The 16553-nt window shown below is 58.5% G+C and carries 12 protein-coding genes; 6 read left to right on the top strand and 6 right to left on the bottom strand.

Annotation, left to right across the window (positions count from 1 at the left end; genetic code table 11):
* Positions 1-85 precede the first annotated feature (85 nt).
* Positions 86-1684, bottom strand: a complete 1599-nt coding sequence (locus G536_RS26170; protein WP_022822312.1) for a sensor histidine kinase — start codon at positions 1682-1684, stop codon at positions 86-88.
* Positions 1685-1939: 255 nt separating this feature from the next.
* A complete protein-coding gene (locus tag G536_RS0104100; RefSeq protein WP_022822311.1) occupies positions 1940-2944 on the bottom strand; it encodes an SDR family oxidoreductase in 1005 nt (334 codons plus the stop codon).
* A gap of 160 nt (positions 2945-3104) precedes the next feature.
* On the opposite strand from G536_RS0104100, the gene G536_RS0104095 reads away from it, so the two are divergent.
* Complete coding sequence (locus G536_RS0104095) at positions 3105-3836, top strand: hypothetical protein (protein ID WP_022822310.1); 732 nt, start codon at positions 3105-3107, stop codon at positions 3834-3836.
* 165 nt (positions 3837-4001) lie between these two features.
* Here G536_RS0104095 and G536_RS0104090 read toward each other — a convergent pair whose 3' ends face one another.
* Positions 4002-4550 (bottom strand): efflux RND transporter periplasmic adaptor subunit, encoded by a 549-nt coding sequence (locus tag G536_RS0104090; RefSeq protein ID WP_169515039.1) that lies wholly within the window; start codon positions 4548-4550, stop codon positions 4002-4004.
* Positions 4551-5042: 492 nt separating this feature from the next.
* Between G536_RS0104090 and G536_RS0104085 the strand changes: the two genes are divergently transcribed.
* The 5 genes from G536_RS0104085 to G536_RS0104065 all read left to right on the top strand — a co-directional run bounded on the left by G536_RS0104085 (position 5043) and on the right by G536_RS0104065 (position 8745).
* Positions 5043-5573 (top strand): TetR/AcrR family transcriptional regulator, encoded by a 531-nt coding sequence (locus tag G536_RS0104085; RefSeq protein ID WP_022822308.1) that lies wholly within the window; start codon positions 5043-5045, stop codon positions 5571-5573.
* A 262-nt stretch (positions 5574-5835) separates the two neighbouring features.
* Complete coding sequence (locus G536_RS0104080) at positions 5836-6255, top strand: hypothetical protein (RefSeq protein ID WP_157530388.1); 420 nt, start codon at positions 5836-5838, stop codon at positions 6253-6255.
* A gap of 123 nt (positions 6256-6378) precedes the next feature.
* Positions 6379-7392, top strand: coding sequence for an NAD(P)/FAD-dependent oxidoreductase (locus G536_RS0104075; protein ID WP_022822306.1), 1014 nt, complete (start codon positions 6379-6381; stop codon positions 7390-7392).
* A gap of 129 nt (positions 7393-7521) precedes the next feature.
* Entirely contained in the window at positions 7522-7848 is a 327-nt protein-coding gene (locus G536_RS0104070; RefSeq protein WP_022822305.1) for a 2Fe-2S iron-sulfur cluster-binding protein, read from the top strand.
* Positions 7849-7887: 39 nt separating this feature from the next.
* The gene (locus G536_RS0104065; protein WP_157530386.1) at positions 7888-8745 is read left to right on the top strand and encodes a hypothetical protein; all 858 of its coding nucleotides are present in this window, start codon (positions 7888-7890) and stop codon (positions 8743-8745) included.
* 56 nt (positions 8746-8801) lie between these two features.
* Here G536_RS0104065 and G536_RS0104060 read toward each other — a convergent pair whose 3' ends face one another.
* From G536_RS0104060 to G536_RS0104050, 3 genes are all read right to left on the bottom strand, one after another.
* Positions 8802-9230, bottom strand: coding sequence for a hypothetical protein (locus tag G536_RS0104060; protein WP_157530384.1), 429 nt, complete (start codon positions 9228-9230; stop codon positions 8802-8804).
* 219 nt (positions 9231-9449) lie between these two features.
* Entirely contained in the window at positions 9450-15755 is a 6306-nt protein-coding gene (locus G536_RS0104055) for an alpha-2-macroglobulin family protein (protein WP_022822302.1), read from the bottom strand.
* Positions 15756-15922: 167 nt separating this feature from the next.
* The gene (locus tag G536_RS0104050; protein ID WP_022822301.1) at positions 15923-16516 is read right to left on the bottom strand and encodes a DinB family protein; all 594 of its coding nucleotides are present in this window, start codon (positions 16514-16516) and stop codon (positions 15923-15925) included.
* Positions 16517-16553 lie beyond the last annotated feature (37 nt).

Genomic DNA, 16553 nt, shown 5'->3' with positions numbered 1-16553 from the left:
TAATTAACAAGCTAATAAGGCCATCATTCCTCAGCTATGTTCGGAGTGATGGCCTTGTTGATTGTAGGGTATCGTGAGCCGTTTATTATTTAATAGCCTGGGTCGGGATATAGACTGAAAACGTGGAGCCCACACCCAGTTCACTTTGCACCTCTACGCGGCCACCTAGGTTCTCAGCTATTTTCTTGATGGTGTAGAGGCCCATACCGGAACCCTCAACGTGGTTGTGAAAACGCCGAAACAAAGTAAACAAAGAGGCTTGCTGGGTGGCAGTTAAACCCAGACCATTGTCTTGCACGGTGAGGTGCCAGAAGCCGTCCTTGGTTTGGCAGTTTAAATATACATGAGGTGGCCGGTCGGGGTGATGATACTTGATGGCGTTGCTGAGCAAGTTGTAAAGCAAGGAGCGCAAACTTTTGGCCGGCACACTCACCAAGGGGCAAGCAGTGGCATCCACTTCCAAAACTCCGCCAGTTTGCTGGAGTGCCGGCAGCAAATCTTGGCGTAAGTCGTTTACTACCGTAGCCAGCTCAGTGGGCGGGGCGGAAGGGTTGTGGGCTTGATGCAGTTTCAGCACGTCACTGAGTTGCACCAGCGTCCGTTGAAAGCGGGTCACTGATTCCTGCATCATATGCAGCACCGTGCCCGCTTCGGTGGGCTCCGGGCCAGGCAGCAAGTCGCTCAAAATATGCACCAACCCTTCCAGATTATTGATGGGCCCTTTCAGGTCATGCGCCGCCATATACACGAAGCTATCCAGGTCGGCATTGACGCGGGTAAGCTGCTGGTTGGCTTGGTCCAGCTCCTGGTTGAGGGCCAGCACTTGTTGCCGGTTTTTCACCTGCGCGGTTACTTCAATGGCAAACACATACACGGCATCAACTTGTTGGTGCTTGTTGTAGCGGGCCTGAAACGTGTACGTGAAATATGAGTCCTCGGGGCTGGCCTGCGGCGTGCGCACCAGTTGCACCAGCACGTCGTGCTCTTGTCGGCTTTGCCCGGTTCGGTACACCTCTTGCAACTGCTTGCAAATAGTGGTGCCGTGCAGTTCCGGTACAGCTTCCAACAGGGGCTTGCCTACCAATTCGCGGTCCGGGAACAGCTGCTGGTAGCTGGGATTGACAAATTCATACACTAGATGCGGGCCGGAATGCAGGCAAATGGCCGCTGGGGCTTGTAGCATGAGGTGGCTCAAACGATGCCTCTCCCGCTCGGCTTCAGCTAACGCATCACGCTCCCGGTGCTGGCTTAGGTGCAGCGCCTTGTTCATTTGCACCGCCTCCGTCACGTTCACAATGCTGTGAATAATGTAGTGCAAGTGGTTTTCGGCGGTGAAAACGGGTGTATTCAGCACTTCCCAATGGCGCTCCACAAAGCGGCCATGGTTTTCCCGGTCGGGCACATCGTAGTGCTGCACTCTCATGCGCTGGGGCTGAGCCGTAGCTAGTACTTGCTCCAACGACGCGCGCAGGTTACGCACGGCATTGGCTTCGAGGGCGGCAGGGTTATCGGGAAATGCATCAAAAACATACTGGCCCACTACCTGTTCCCGCCGGGTAAGCGTGTTAGCTAGATAAGCGTTGCTAGCAGTCAGAATAATTAGCTCCGGCGACAACACCAAGTAGGAATCGGGTGACGATTCCAGAGCTTGCAGATGCTGAGCTAGGGCCGTACTAGAATCCATATACTACAGAATAGGAGGCTAAAAACAAGGTTTAACGTAGCTCACTGAAAAGAAGCTGCTTGAGTTCAACGGCTGCGTGCTCTGTTTTTAGTTGACTTTAGACTTACCTGCATTTTTACGACTACCCACTTATACGCCTACTTCCCGGTGCTTGCTCACCTACTCCACCATATGCTGTATGTGTAGAAGGCAGCAAAAACGCCCTGGCAACTACCAGGGCGTTTTGCATACTTGACGGTTGTGCCAGCGGCGGTGCTATGGCATACCCTTGCCGCCAGCTGAGCCATACACTTGGCCAGTAGCGTAGCTAGCCAGCGGGTCGGCTAGCAGCACGTAAATGCCAGCTAATTCGGCTGGCTGCCCTGGCCGCTTCATGGGCGTGTCGCCGCCAAACTTAACCAGCTTCTCCTGGGTGGCGCCGCCACTTACCTGCAAGGGCGTCCAGATGGGGCCAGGAGCCACACCGTTCACCCGAATGCCTTTAGGGGCGAGCTGCTTGGCCAAAGAACGGACGTAGTTGGTGGTAGCCGCCTTGGTCTGGGCATAGTCGTAAAGGTCTTCGGAGGGGTCGGTAGCTTGCTCCGAAGTGGTACCGATAATGGCCGAGCCAGGCTTGAGGTGCGGTAGCGCCGCCTTGATAATCCAGAACGGCGCGTAGATGTTGGTTTTCATCGTTGCGTCGAAATCCTCGGTGGTTAAGTCCAGTATCGATTGGCGCTGCTGCTGCCGGGCGGCATTGCTCACCACAATATCTAGGCCGCCCAGTTGGCGCACGGCTTCTTCTACCAGCTTTTTGCAGAAAGCCTCTTCGCGCAAGTCACCAGGAATGGCCACGCCTTTCTGGCCGGCAGCTTTTATCAAGGCAATTACTTCTTTGGCGTCGGCTTCCTCGGAAGGCAGATAGTTGATGGCTACATCGGCGCCTTCACGGGCGTAGGCAATGGCCGCGGCCCGGCCCATACCCGAGTCGCCGCCAGTAATCAAGGCTTTACGGCCTTTCAAACGGCCCGAACCTTTGTAGCTTTTTTCGCCGTGGTCGGGCACGGGCTCCATCTTGCTGGCCAGCCCCGGCCAGGTTTGGGTCTGGCTTTTGAAGGGTGGCTTGGGGTAGGCGGAGGTAGGGTCAATGAGTGCGGCGGCCCGTTCGGCGGCCGGGCGGGCGGCTTCGGCCGTCAGCAGGGGTGGCACGGTGGCTATAGCCAGGCTGGCGCCTAAGCCACTGAGGACCTGGCGGCGGCTAAGTTTGTTTTCTTCTTGCATAGTTTCTGCAACGGCAAGAAGCCCCAGCGGGTTAGGTCGAGCTAGCTCTTACCCTGCCGGACCTGCTAACCTCCGCGGTGCTAGTTTCGTTGAGAGGATACTGTCTTTATTATCTGGCCAGCCACTTACCGCATTAGCTTCATTTTCATTTCTATAGCTTATGAAGACTCAACTGCTCGGGGCCGCCTTCGGCCTGCTGCTCTGCACCCGCCCCGCCGTTGCCCAAGACCTTAGCCCCGCCCTCGACCCTGTTATGCTCGGCCAGGGCCTGGTGCTTTCCTCCACGATGTATGCTCAGGCCGAGCGCGACGCCGCCCGCAAGGGCATCAAGCTCAAAGACACCGCCAGCCCCACCAAAAGCCCCGCCGCCCGCCTCACCTACACGCCTACGCCCGCCCTGCGTCAGCAAACCGTCCGCAACCTGGCCCAGCGGCTCCAGCAAAGTAAGCCGGCTCAGGCCCAGTATCTGCAGGCCGCCTACGGTCCCGGCAAAGCCAACTACGCCCAGCTGTACTCGGCTGGCCTGAAAGGCTCCGGCTTTCAAGACAACGACGCGGCCAGCGCCCTGGCGGCCTACATGGAAATTGCCTATGCCGTAGTCAACAACGTGCAGAACGAAGCCCTTATCACTCCTGCCATGGACCGTGGCCTGCGCAACCAGGTGGCCGGCATTCTTGGCCGCAACCCAGCGGCCCGCAACCCCGCCACCCTCGCGCAAGTGGGCGAGGAACTTAAGCTACAAACCGTTATTCTGGCTACCGGCTGGCAGCAAAGCCGCCAAACCGGTCAGACGGCCACCTTCCGCGCCAACATTGCCCGCCAGTTCAGCAACCAGTTCGGCTTCGACCTGACCAAAGTTCGCCTCACGGAGCGCGGCTTCGCAGCCAAATAGCTATCCACACTGCCTAGGCTTGCCGCAATTTTCTCAACGGTGCATTTCTCGTTGACTTCAAATCTTGCGCAGGAATATGAAAGCGCCACACTAAGACTCGACGCCAGTGCTTTTCTGCTGTTCGTTCAGTTACACCGAGTGTACTCTGGCCTTAACTTCAGCAGGCTAGTTCTGAGCTACACCCTCGGTGAGCGGAGGCGCCACGCCTAGGCTAATAACCGTAGTGGAATCGGCTATGTAGCTGCCTGTATTCACGGGTAGGCGCACCACTGTACCGTTGGCTGGGGCTTGAACATAAACGAAAGTCAGTTGCCGGGGCATGGCGCTCAAACGCTGGCGGATAGCGGCCACTTGCTGGTTAGCCTGCCGGATAACCACAGAGTCGTTGCCAGAGCGGGCAGCAGGCAGTTGCCCTTGGCGTTGTAGGGCCTGGCGTAGTTGGGCTTCCAACTGCTGCTGGGCGGCCGAGCGTAGCGGCACCGCCACTTTGGCCAGTAGCTGGCCGCGCTTCACTACGCTGCCGGGTTGCACGTATAGTTCCCACACGCGCCCGGCACTAGCGGCCGGCAGATGGCGTAAGGGGCCTGCTACCAACACTGGCGCAACTACCATTTCCGTTGTGGCGGCCAGTGGCCACGGCCGCAACCACCCGACACTCAGGACCAATCCTATTATTACAGCACTCACTGAGGCAAGCCGCAGTAAACTCTTCACTTTCATAAAACGCAGATACACAAACCAAAGCAGATAGCACCAATACTTTATAGGTCACTACTACCTGCACTTCATAGCCGCAGACGTATAACACCCGCTTAAACCTTACGGATTTACATTTTTTAGCTTGTTGAGAGCCATCTTGCCCGCGCACTTGCTACGCACCCGAGCCAATTGCCGCAGTTGGCCGCTCACCATAGTGGCGGGCAAAGGTAGAACGGTTTAGCTAGTTCACGCGCACCCTACCTGCCTGCTTATAACTGTTTGCTACGCATCCAGCACCAGCTAAAACCGCCAGGACGCTGATTTTTTCAAAGATTTCAGGTTACTTTGGGGCTTGCCTATTTGGGTAATGGCCGCCATTCGTGCTACTTGCGCGTATAGTTCGGCGGATGCCATTATCACCACCCTCTTGCATGGCCACTCCTTACCGCTTTGGCGGGTTGTAGGAAAGCCAAGCAACGTCCACCTTTTGTACTTTATCTTTAGCGCATGAACCGCAAACAACTTATTGCTCAGTCGGCCTTGCAGCTGTTCGCGGAACGAGGATACGAGAACACCTCAACGGCCCTGATTGCGAAGGAAGCCGAAGTTTCCGAAGCTCTCATTTTCAAGCATTTCGGCAACAAAGACCTGTTGCTCGACTACATCATCCGGCACGGCTATAAGCGCATCATCGAGCAGGGCCGCGGGCGGCTCCCCGAGAATTCGCCACTAGAGCTAATTTACAAGATTATCGATTTACCCTACACCCTGGTGCAGGAAGAGCCGGCGTTCTGGAAGCTTCAGAACCGCTTGGTAGATGTGGCGGTGGCTCGTACCCAGCACGAGCGGTTTTTGCAGCCCCTACCCGGCTTGCTGGCCAAGGCATTCAAGCAACTTGGCTACGCCGAACCAGATAAAGAGGCTCGTTTGCTGATGCTGCTGGTGGAAGTGCTGTGGAAAAGCCTCGCCACCCAAGACCACGGCGACATTCCAGAAATGCTGGAATTCATCAAAACTAAGTACACGCCCCAAGCTTAAGTCACTGCGGTGTAGCATGCCAACACCCAACTCCGTTTCCCATTCAGTTGAATGGGAAACGGAGTTGGGTGTTGGCGTTTATACGCGCGGTACTTCCGCATCCGCGTCAAGCTCCACCGTGGCTGATCAACACATTACCAATTAGCTATGCTAACCGCCTGACTTGTTGTCATTTCTTTAATTTGTGACTTATTCAATGAATTATTTTTACATTTTCCTGTTTTAGACCAACCTCACCGCCCTTCCCTATTGCGCCGCCTATATGCTCTTAGTTGCTTACCGTCCTGAGTATCACGTCCGAATTGATGAAGCACGCAACCGGATGATATATGAACGATTCGAGGAACTGACTTTAGCCGCCGAACTACCCTATTATTTATCGGATTTGCAGCGCGCCCTAGACCACCTCCGACCAGGCTTTACGGTACTGGCTGATTTGCGTCGCACGCTGGGACCTAATCTGAATTTGATGCCCGTTTTTCTGGCCTCGCACATCATGATGATGGAAGCCGGCATTGGTATGATGGCCGAAGTACACCCGTTGTCCCACACCATGTACCAAATCAGCCAAGTAGTGCGCGCCCAAACTCACATGCCCACTCGGCAGTTTACAAGCCGTGAAGAAGCTGACGCTTTTTTAGACAGTTTTCAAATAGAGTCGGATTCGGAGGCTGGCGGCTGATGCAGGGTTGACACGGGGTGCCTATCTTTGTGGCAACAGTAGCAGCCACGCCCAACGTTTTGGACGCTTCGGCTGTTAGGTAGGGGGCTTCGGCCGCCGTTTGTTTGTTTTCACCTTTCGCCGATGAATTCTATTTCCACCGATATCTGCATTATCGGAGCCGGTCCCGTAGGGCTGTTTGCCGTATTCGAAGCCGGCCTGCTGAAGTTGCGCTGCCACGTAGTGGATGCCTTGCCCCAAGTGGGCGGTCAGCTCTCCGAAATTTACCCCAAGAAGCCTATCTACGATATTCCGGGCTTCCCCGACATTCTGGCCGGCGACCTGGTGAGCAACCTGATGCGCCAGATCGAGCCATTTCACCCCACCTTTACGCTGGGTGAGCGGGTGGAAGGTTATGAGAAGCAGGACGACGGCTCGTTCATCGTGACGACCGTTGACGGCACCCAGATTCACTGCAAGGCCATTGCCATTGCCGGCGGCCTGGGTTCGTTTGAACCACGCAAACCCGCCATCGAAAGCCTCGAAACGTTCGAGGGTGGCAAAGGTGTGCATTACATGGTGCGCGACCCCGAAGCCTTCCGCGACCAGCGCTTGGTTATTGCCGGCGGTGGCGACTCGGCTCTCGACTGGACTATCTTCCTGGCTGATGTGGCCAAAGAGGTAACGCTCGTACACCGCGGCACCACCTTCCGTGGCGCCGCCGACTCGGCCGAGAAAGTGAAAAGCCTACACGAAGCTGGCCGGGCCCGTCTGGTGCTGAGCAGCAACGTTACGCACGTACACGGCAACGGCAAGCTCAATGCCGTGACCATCACCGCCAACGACGGCAGCACCGAAAGCCTGGAAGTGGATTCGTTTATTCCGCTGTTCGGCCTCACGCCCAAGCTCGGCCCAATTGGTGAATGGGGCCTGGAAATCGAGGACAACGCCGTGAAGGTGAACACCGTGGATTACTCTTCATCGGTACCTGGCATCTTCGCCATCGGCGACATCAACACGTACCCCGGCAAGTTGAAGCTGATTCTCTGCGGCTTCCACGAAGCGGCCCTGATGTGCCAGGGTGCCTTCAAGTACATCAACCCCGACAAAAAGTACGTGCTCAAGTACACCACCGTAAACGGAGTACCCACTTTATAGGTGAAATTGTGAAGTGGTGAAATGGTGAGTTTAACGTTCTGATGGCGCTACTTGCACAAGCTGCACAGATTGCTCCAGCGGAACGTTAAACTCACCATTTCACCACTTCACAATTTCACCACTCAATCTATGACCGACGAAGTACGCGTGTACGTGGAGGAGGCCGACGGCCAACGCACGGAGGTGGTAGGCCCCACCGATATGGGCCTGAATCTGATGGAGCTGCTTAAAGCCAGTGGCTATGATATTCAGGCTACCTGCGGCGGCATGGCGCTGTGTGGCACCTGCCACATTGAGGTGCTGGGCGGCCCCACCCTCGATGAGCCCGGCGACGACGAAATGGCTATGTTGGAAAGCCTGCCCGTACTGCGCGAGGGTAGCCGCCTCTCCTGCCAGATTCGCATTGCCGATGCCATTGATGGCCTAATACTTCGCCTGATGCCGCAAGACTCGTAGGGTTACAATTTTGCGGCTTGTATAGCCGTTGAGTGGTGTATGCACCTATCTCCTGCCTTCCGTTACTTGCTTTACCGCAGCCTGTTAGGCTGCGGTTTTTTGTTGCTCAGTGCGCCGGTTGCGGCGTGGGCGCAACGGGAGGTGGAAGTGCAGCTTAGCGGCGGCGTATCGTTGACCCAGCCCAGCATCAGCCGGAACAATCTACCGCGCGCCTTTCATACCCCCGGCGGGTTCAATACAGCGGCTACCCTACGCCTCACGCTGCCCCTCAGCAATAAGCTAGGGCTGGGCATCGAGCAGCGCGCAACGGGCCTCAGTCAAGGATTCATGTACCGCGTGGCCAACTCCCGGCGCTCCACCGGCATCATGACGGAAACCGTGCACCAGTCTGGCGTTAGCCTGCGCCTATATGACATCTGGCAGCCGGGGCCGCGCTGGGGGCTGGATGTAGCCCTAACAGGCTCGTACGGCTGGGCGTCTGGTGGCAGCTGGCAGGATGAAAGTATACTGTTTTTTGACGCAGCAAGTCAGCCCACTGAGTATAATCCAGTGGTTCGGGTTAAGGTGGTAAACCGAAAAGGCACGCCCATGGTGGGTGCAGAAACGGTGCTTCGCTATGAGTGGGGCCAGCGCAATACCTTGCTACTCACGGCCACCTACCAGCGCGGACTGCGGCAGCTAGGCAAAGTACGTTCCACGCAGGCAGATCACCTCGATGCCAATGGCGCAGTGCAACAGGGCAGCTTCGTGGTGCGCTCCTACGGGTCGTACGGATCGGTGCAGCTGGGCTACGGGCTGCGGCTGGGCAGCCTAGCCACCGCCCGCAACAAGCACCCCACCCCGCGCTACAGCATCGACGAAGCAGAAGACGCCAACAACGAATCACCCATTGATTGAGGACTACAAGCAGCAGAGGCAAGCCGCGTTGGCTTGCCTCTGCTGCTTGTAGTCGGTTAGCGGCGGCGCGAACTGGTGGTTCTGCGCTTGGTGCTCGTGGACTTATGTACTGTTTTCTTGCGGGTAGCCGTAGTTCGGCGGCGCGAAGAAGAGCGATGGTAGGTACGGTGCGGCGTGGCGGCTACTTTGGGCGCTTCCACTTCGGGCACTTTCGTTTCTTCGGCTGCTACTGGCCCGCTAGCCAGCATGTCGGTGGCCGTTTGGGTGGCGGCAGCTTCCTCTTGGGCGGCGTGCTTGAGGGCCGCAGCCTGCTTACGGCGCACGGGCATCAGAAAGTCCCGCTCGGCGCGCTCCTGTTCAGATAATTTTTCTTCGCCGGGCAGCTTGGTAGGCGTAACGGTAGCCGATGTTTTGTCGCCTTGGGCCAGTACCGGCGCACCACTCAACAGCAAACCAGCCACCCCTATTATCAGTCGTATTTTCATGTGCAACTTTTACTAAGGAGGCGCAAAGATACCCGCCGCTTCTCGCAAAGCCAAAGCCACCCAACAAGTTACCCCATCGGGCTACCTCTCCTCACCGCAAAAGCAAGACCTATTTACTGCCAGAGCCCTGTTTTTGTGTGCCGCATTTATTTCTGATTTCGGCAGCAGGAGAGAGATACGCCGGCTTCCAAAACCGCCGCATCCCTCTCCTGTTGCCGGCTACTGCTGCCCGGCAATCTGCACCCGCGTACCCGCCGAGTGGGCCGTAAATTCGGGGGCATATAGGCACTGTATCTGACTGAGGCCGCCCGAAAAGTCGCCGGCCTGCGCCGCCCGCAGGCGGTACTCAAAGGTGTGGGTGCCTTTGGGGAAGTAACTGATGAAAAAGTTGGTAGCCGCGTCACGAGGACTCTCATAGTAGCCCAAGCCGCTCTGGTAGCGGTAGCCGGACGTCTGGCCGATAAGTTCCAGACCGGCGGCACGCTGGTCTTTGAGGTGCACGTACTCCAGGTCCCTATCCGAGCGGAGCACGAGGCGCACTACCAGCACGTCGCCAACGCGCAGGGGCGTGGTGGCAGTGAGGCGCTCCAGCGTGGGGCCGCCGGTGGTGCGCACTTCGCGGTAGAGCTGGCGCTCTAGCTGCAAGGGCGTGGCGGCGGGCGTAATCTTGTCCAGTTGCTCGAAATACTGCCAGTACAACGCCCCCCAGGCTACGCCTGCATCGGTTTTAGTTACCGTCACCTTGCCCTGGGCGGGCTTAATTTCGGCGGCGGGCCAGGTGGTTTTAAAGTAGCCGGTACCGGCTTGTTGCTTGGTTGGCACCACTGATTGACCTCCTACCGTGACTTGTAGCGGCTTAGGGGCCGCCAGCCAGCTAGAGCCGCGCAGCAGCAGGGCGTAGCAAGCGTCGGCGGTGGCGCGGGTGCTTTCCCAGTTCTGGGTTTGCTTTTGCTTGAGCAGCCACAGCTTCATTTCATCCACGGCTTTCTGATTGTTCTGCACCTCGTCGAAGGCCTCGATGAGGGTGGCCTGGGTTTCGGTGGGGGCTTCGCGCCAGTAGTAACCGCCGCGCACTTCCTTCCAATACATGCCTAGCTCGGGCGAGTGCAGGGCGTTTTCGGAGAGGGCCGTGAGAATGTTTTTCACGGCGGCGGGCTGCACTTTCTGGCGGTATAGCGCCAGTGCAGTCTGGGCCTGGAGGTAGCGGGTTTGCTCTTTCCAATAGGTGGCGGCCTGCTGCTGATAGTACGCCAGCGCTGGTTGGGCGGCCTTCGGAACCGCTTGGTTCACCCAGAAGCTGCGGGCGTACAGCGCCTGCACTTGAATATCCAACAGATGCTGCGCCTTCAGATTGACTTTGGGTTGTTTGCGTAGCTGGTCGTAGTCGCGCTGAAGTTGGGTATCCAGGTAGGTCAGGGCCTTTTGCAGGATGTCCTGGGCTTGGCCGTTTTGCTTGACATCCAGTGCACCCAGCTTTTGCAGCTTGCCAAATCCGGCCACAATGAGCTGGGTGATGTACCGGTCGTCGGGCATCCGTTCAAACCACGGGAAGGCCCCGTCGGGCTGCTGCATGTTGGCCAGCTTGGCAAGGGCGCGAGTGGTTTCCGCTTGCAGGCGCGGGCCATCGAACAGCTCGGTCAGGCGGCGCATCCGCTCGGTTTCGCTTTGCGCATCGCGCACCCACGGTGTTTCCTGCAGCAACAGGTTTTTCAGTTCCTGGTTCTGCTCTAGCTTGCTACTCAGCGCGGCTTTATCCCCGGACTGGGCGGCGCGCTTCCACTCTTCCAGCGTAGTACGGAGTTGCGGGTTGCTTTGCAGGATTTTAGCTGCCAGCAAGTTAGCGTAGAGGCGGCTGAATACCTGCTCAGAGCATTCGTATGGGTACTCCATCAAATACGGCAGCGCCTGCACGGCGTACCACGCGGGGTTCTGCGTCATTTCCAGCGTGAGCGAGTAGTTGCGGCGTGTAGCCGACGTAGTGCTGGTCAGCTTCCTTAGCTCGAACTCACGCGTAGCCGGTCCCACAATCGGTAGCGGCAAACTTTCGGTTACTAGTATGCGGTTGGGCAGCACTGGCAGCGTGTTTTCCTCGCCGTCTTGTACCGTTGCCAGTTGCGAGTTGCCGGTTGCCAGTTTGTTCTGGCGGCGTTGCTTGCGCTGCGCTTTCTTGTCTTGCTCTGACAACCGGGCATTGGGAGCTGACAACTGCCCCGAGGCCACCACACGGTAGGTTATGGCTTCCAGGGGCACCTGGCCTTCGGTGGTTTCGGGTATGGCGAGGTCCCAGCCGAGAGCGTTGCTTTGGTTGGCTTTCAGACTGAAAGGTAGCTGCGCGGCGCTTTTTAGCAGCTTGCTGTCGAGCGGCTGCTGGGTGCGGGCATCGATGAGAAACAGTTGGGCGTTGCCGCTGATGGTCTGGTCGGTGAGGTTACTGAGCTTAGCGGTGAAATGCAGTTGGTCGCCTTCCCGGAAGAAGCGCGGAGCATTGGGCGTCACTTGCAGGCTCTTTTGCGTGACCAGTTCCCGCTGAATCAGGCCGGTATGGAGTTGCTGGTCGTGGGCCAGGGCCAGCAGTTGCCAGCGCGTCACGGCTTCGGGCATCTGGAATTCCAGCACGGTTTCGCCTTTGGCGTTGGTGCGCAAATCAGGGAGCCAAAAGGCCGTTTCGCGGAAGTCTTTGCGAGCTTGCACGTTGGAGAGGTCAGCATCAACCCTATCCCGCAATACTTCTTCATCAGGAATTTCTTCAAGTTGCCCCGGTCTGGGTGGGGCATTAGGTGGTGGCGGTACCATCTTGCGCATGGCCACCTGTGGCGCAGCGGCGTCGGCCATCATAGCATAACTGCGTACCTCTTCATCAGCCTTGACAACAGGAGCTGTAAACTTTACCGTAGATATTTTGCTACGTTCCAGCAAATAGTCTTTGCTACTTTCCTCGTCTCCAAGTGAGTATCTCCACCAATTTATGTGAGGATATAATACGCCTATTATCTGCGTAGTATTATATCTGGCATTAATCAATTCACTCGATTCCTTGGTCCCAAACTGCCCGTTCCAGGCTAGCGCAGCTTGGTAGTACGGCTTCGGGAAGTCTAGTTCCATGAAGGAATGCGAGCGAAAAACGTCCAGCGACTTGTCGTAGAGCGAAGCCAGCAGCTCGGCGTTGGCGGGTTGGCCGGCGGTGTTGTGGACAGTGACGCGCCAGGTTTCCTTCTGGCCGGGTTGCAGTTTGTCGCGGAAGGTAGCAATGCTGAGCACCAGCGGCGCGAGCGGCATGGCTACCTGCACGGTGGCACTGTGCGTGTAGAGGCGGTTGTCGCGCACCTGCGTAACGTGGGCGTGCAGCTGCGTGCCATCCAGTGCGGCTGTGGTAGGCACTTCTAGCACGCGTTGCTCACCGGCTTGCAGCGTCAGCCACTCGTGGCGCAAGGTTTCGCCCTTGGCTTCTACTTGCAGCAGCAGGCGCGCCCCGGCTTCGGAACTGCCCACTAGAAAACGGGCTGGCTGGCCGGGTACCACGCTGTCTTGCAAACTCACAAACCAATTGGGGGTGGGTACGGGCAGCGTGGTGGCGGTGGCGGAGAAGAGCGTAAACGCCTGCTCGGTTTTGGTGGGCGGCGTGGCAGCCGGCGCGGCGGCCGTAGCTTCCAGCACGTAGCGGCCGGGTTGCTGGCTGGCCAGAGCCTTTGCTATTTCGGGCAGCAGCGGGCTTTTTTCGGTATCGAAATCTTGGGTGAGCACGAGGGTACGAACCCAGGTGCTGTCGTTGTCTTCGGAGCCGTAGGCATCAAGCGGGAACAGGCGCTTGAATTCTTCGCGGCTTAGAGCTTCCAGCGCGGGCCGGTCCCAGGCGCGGGGGCGCAACGCGCGGGCGGGTGGCGCGAGGCGGTAAAGGCGCAGCGTGCCGCGGGCGGGCAGGGCTTCGCCAGTGGCATTGGTGCTGAGCAGCCGCAACGCCGGCAGCTTTTCACGGTTGAGTAGCTCGGGCACTTCCAGGCGTAGCGTCAGGGCGTTGGTACCGAGGCTGACGGACTGCTGGCCGGTGCGGGTTTCACCGGCGGCATCCGTCACGTCGGCGGTTACCTCGAACACGTAGCCGGGGTTCCAAGGGCCGCGCTTAGCTTGGCTGGCCTCTGCTTTGGCCACGAATTTCACCACGAAGCCGCCCGCCGAATCGGTTTGGGCGGTGCCATTGAGGATTTCAACTTCGGGCTGACCTCCACGCGGACCAGGCAGGTAGCTGCCGTAGCCCCGCCCGAAAAACGGCCAGAACGTGCGGCGCACCACACGGTACTGCACGGTGGCCCCGTCGATGGACTGGCCGGCATAGGCGGTAGCTTTGCCGCGCATGGTCACTTCCCGGCCCAGTACGGGCGTACCCTTCACTGGCTCAAACGTTACCTGAAAGGTGGGTCGCTTGTAGTCTTCTACCGCGAAGCTGATGCTGCCGTTATCGGTTTGCAAGCTCATTTCACCATTGAGCAAGCCGGTGGGCAATACAATGGAGCCGTGGAAGCTTCCGAAGTCGGAGGTGGTGAAGGGCAGCGTCTGTACAGTTTGGCCGTTCACGTCCTGGAGCCGCACCGATACCGGCTGTTTGGTCAGCAGCTCCGATTTACCGGCGCGGGTTTCGGTGAAGATTCCCTTGAAATAGAGTATCTGGCCGGGGCGGTAGATGGCGCGGTCGGTGTAGAGGAACGTGCGGCGCTGGGGTTGCTCGGCTTCAGAGGTGCGGCTGCGGCGCGGGTAGTAGCCATTGGCCGCCACCAGCAGCGAGTCGCGGCCTTTGGTGAGCAGCAGCGCCCGGAGTTGGGTGTTGTCGCCAGTTTTTACGCCCAACGGAATCTGCGTTGTGCCTTCCGTAGCGGTAGTGGCCGGGGCGCCGCGACGCTGTTTGTAAGCGCGGGCAGCTTGGTCGTAGTACTGGAAGTAGGGCAACACGTTTACGTCGACCAGGGGCTGCCCGCTCTGCCGGTGCAGGGCCAGTACTTCCACACCCGGTTGCGCCGCGCCGCGCTGCACTGCACTCAATTCACTCACACTTAGTTGAGCGTAGGCAGTGGTTACACCAGCGCGTTCTTTCGTGGGGTTTTCAGCAGTGCTGAGTACGACGAGGTAGTGGCCAAGTGGCAGCGCCGGACCGGCTTGCTGCACGGTATGGGCTTTGTAGTCGGCGGGGCTGGGCACCTCTAGGGTCCAGGTGGCGGCGGGCTTGGCGGTCAGGGCGCGGGCGTAGGTTTTCTGGAAGTTGCTTTCGTCGTAGTTGTCTTCCCGGTTCAGGCGCCGGACCACCTGGGCGGCACTTACCCGGTACGCCGTGGCGTACAGCCGCGCCACGTTGCGCACGTTCAGCTTCAATAGCCACGGCTGGTTGGGCAGCACTACCTCTTCGGTGGTAAAGCTCACTTCCACCCGCTCAATACCCTGCCGCAACGCTTTCGCCTGCATGGCACCACGCGACTTTGGAAACAGTTTTTCGGCTACCAAAGCCAATTCTCGTGCTTTCGCCGGGTCGGTTTCCCGCAGATTATCGGCCTGTTCCGCTATAAACTCGGTGGACGCGGGTAAGGCTTTATAGGTATCAGCGGCTTGAGCCAGCGCGGCGCGGTACAGCTCGTCTTTGGTTGGCAATTCGCTATGCTGGTGCACGAAGCGCAGGCGCTTGAGGTCCACATCAGCCAGCGCCGCCGAGTTTTTGGTGTCGGTAAGGCGGAAGCGGGTGAGCTGCTGTAAGGCTTGCAACGCCCAGAACTGTCCGTTCAGCGAGTCGGCCTGGGGGGCGGTTAGGTTCAGACGGCTGAAGTCGAAAGCCGCCCCGAATAATGCCGCGTCTTTCAGCTCGAACTGCTCGGCGGGCTTAGTGACGTAGTACTCATCGTTGCCGAGGCCGTCAATGGCGCGGTGGGCCAACAGGTCGTAGAGGGTAGGGCGTAACTGCCGGCCTTCCGCGTTGCCGCCGCGCACGGCGTAGCTCAGCGCCGCCAGTTCCAGTTGCTGCTGGCGCTGGGGCTCGTCTTGCAATGAGGCGCGGTAGTGGCTGATAACGGCGCTGCCGAGGCGAGCGGCGTCCCAGGTGCGCAGGTCGGTGCTGCTGGCGTCGGTGGGGTCGGGCGCGGCCTGGGTGGTGCGGTTGTAGAGCTGGTAACGGTGCTGCTGATAATAATTGGCGTAGAGCTGAGCCAGCAGGCTGTGCAAAATGGGTCGGGCCGGAAACTTCGCGGTTTTCAGGTCCACTTCTACCAGCGCAATGGCCTGCACGTCGGCATCCTCTTCCTTCGCTTCCAGCAGGCGCAGCTTATATAGCAAGGCCCGCAAGTACTCCGGCGTGTCCTGGCGCTGGCGGGCCTGCTGGTACAGGGGTTCCAGCAGTTTGGCGGCTGAGGCGGTCTGGTCTTTGGTGAGCAGCTGGTCGATTTTCTTCCAGGTAGCGGCGCTGGGGCCACCAGAGCCGGGCGGGGTGGGCTGCGAGGAGCCAGCGGAAAATAGCATCAGCAGGGCGAGTAAGCTAAACAGGAAAGGGCGCATACAACAGAAACGGATGGGGTGGCAAGTTGATACAATTCAGATGCCGACCTACAGCAAATTCCACACGTGGGCTTGAAAATAACAGCGGGCTATTCCCGCAAAACAGAAAACGTCCCTGCTGTCAGCCAGCGGGGACGTTCATTGAAATAGCTTAATGGCTATGCGGCCTAAGCGGTTTGGCCGGGCGTGATGCCACGGGTTTCCAGCACCTTTTCGGCTTGCGCTACGTGGCGCTTGAGGTGCACTACCAGCAGCTCCACCACATCGGGGAGGCGCGGCCAGAGCAGCGGAATGATGGGGTTTGGAATACGGATGGCGTTGGCATTCACCTTGCGGGCCTGTTGCAGCAACCCTTCCAGCTCATCTAGCTGGCGCAGAAAAACCTCTACTACCGTGCGGGGCAGCCGGGAGCCGCTGGGCGCATAGCGTTGTGGCGCCGTGGTGGACTTTTCGCTGGCCGGGGTGCGCATGGCTTCCGTCATTTTAGTGCCAATGATGCCGTGCTTCACGGTAGCGGCCGGCTTGGTGCCGCGTTCCTGGGCCTGCTTGAGCTTGCGCGTAATGGTGGGCAGGTAGTGGCCACCCACAATGTTGAGATGCTCCAGGCACTGCCCCACACTCCACTTGCTGGGGCTGGGGCGCCGGTTCAGTTGGTCGTCGGTGAGGGGCCGAAACCGGCGCTGCGTAATGTCGCGCAGGGTGGCTAGGTCGGCGGTCAGACCATCGAAAAACTCGGCGGTATGGGTGGAGTAAGGACTCATGCTGAACGGACGGAGATAAGGACGCGGACTAACGCAT

It is taken from the genome of Hymenobacter norwichensis DSM 15439, from assembly GCF_000420705.1.
GTDB classification, from domain to species: Bacteria; Bacteroidota; Bacteroidia; order Cytophagales; family Hymenobacteraceae; genus Hymenobacter; species Hymenobacter norwichensis.
This window is presented reverse-complemented; position numbering and strand designations above follow the sequence as displayed.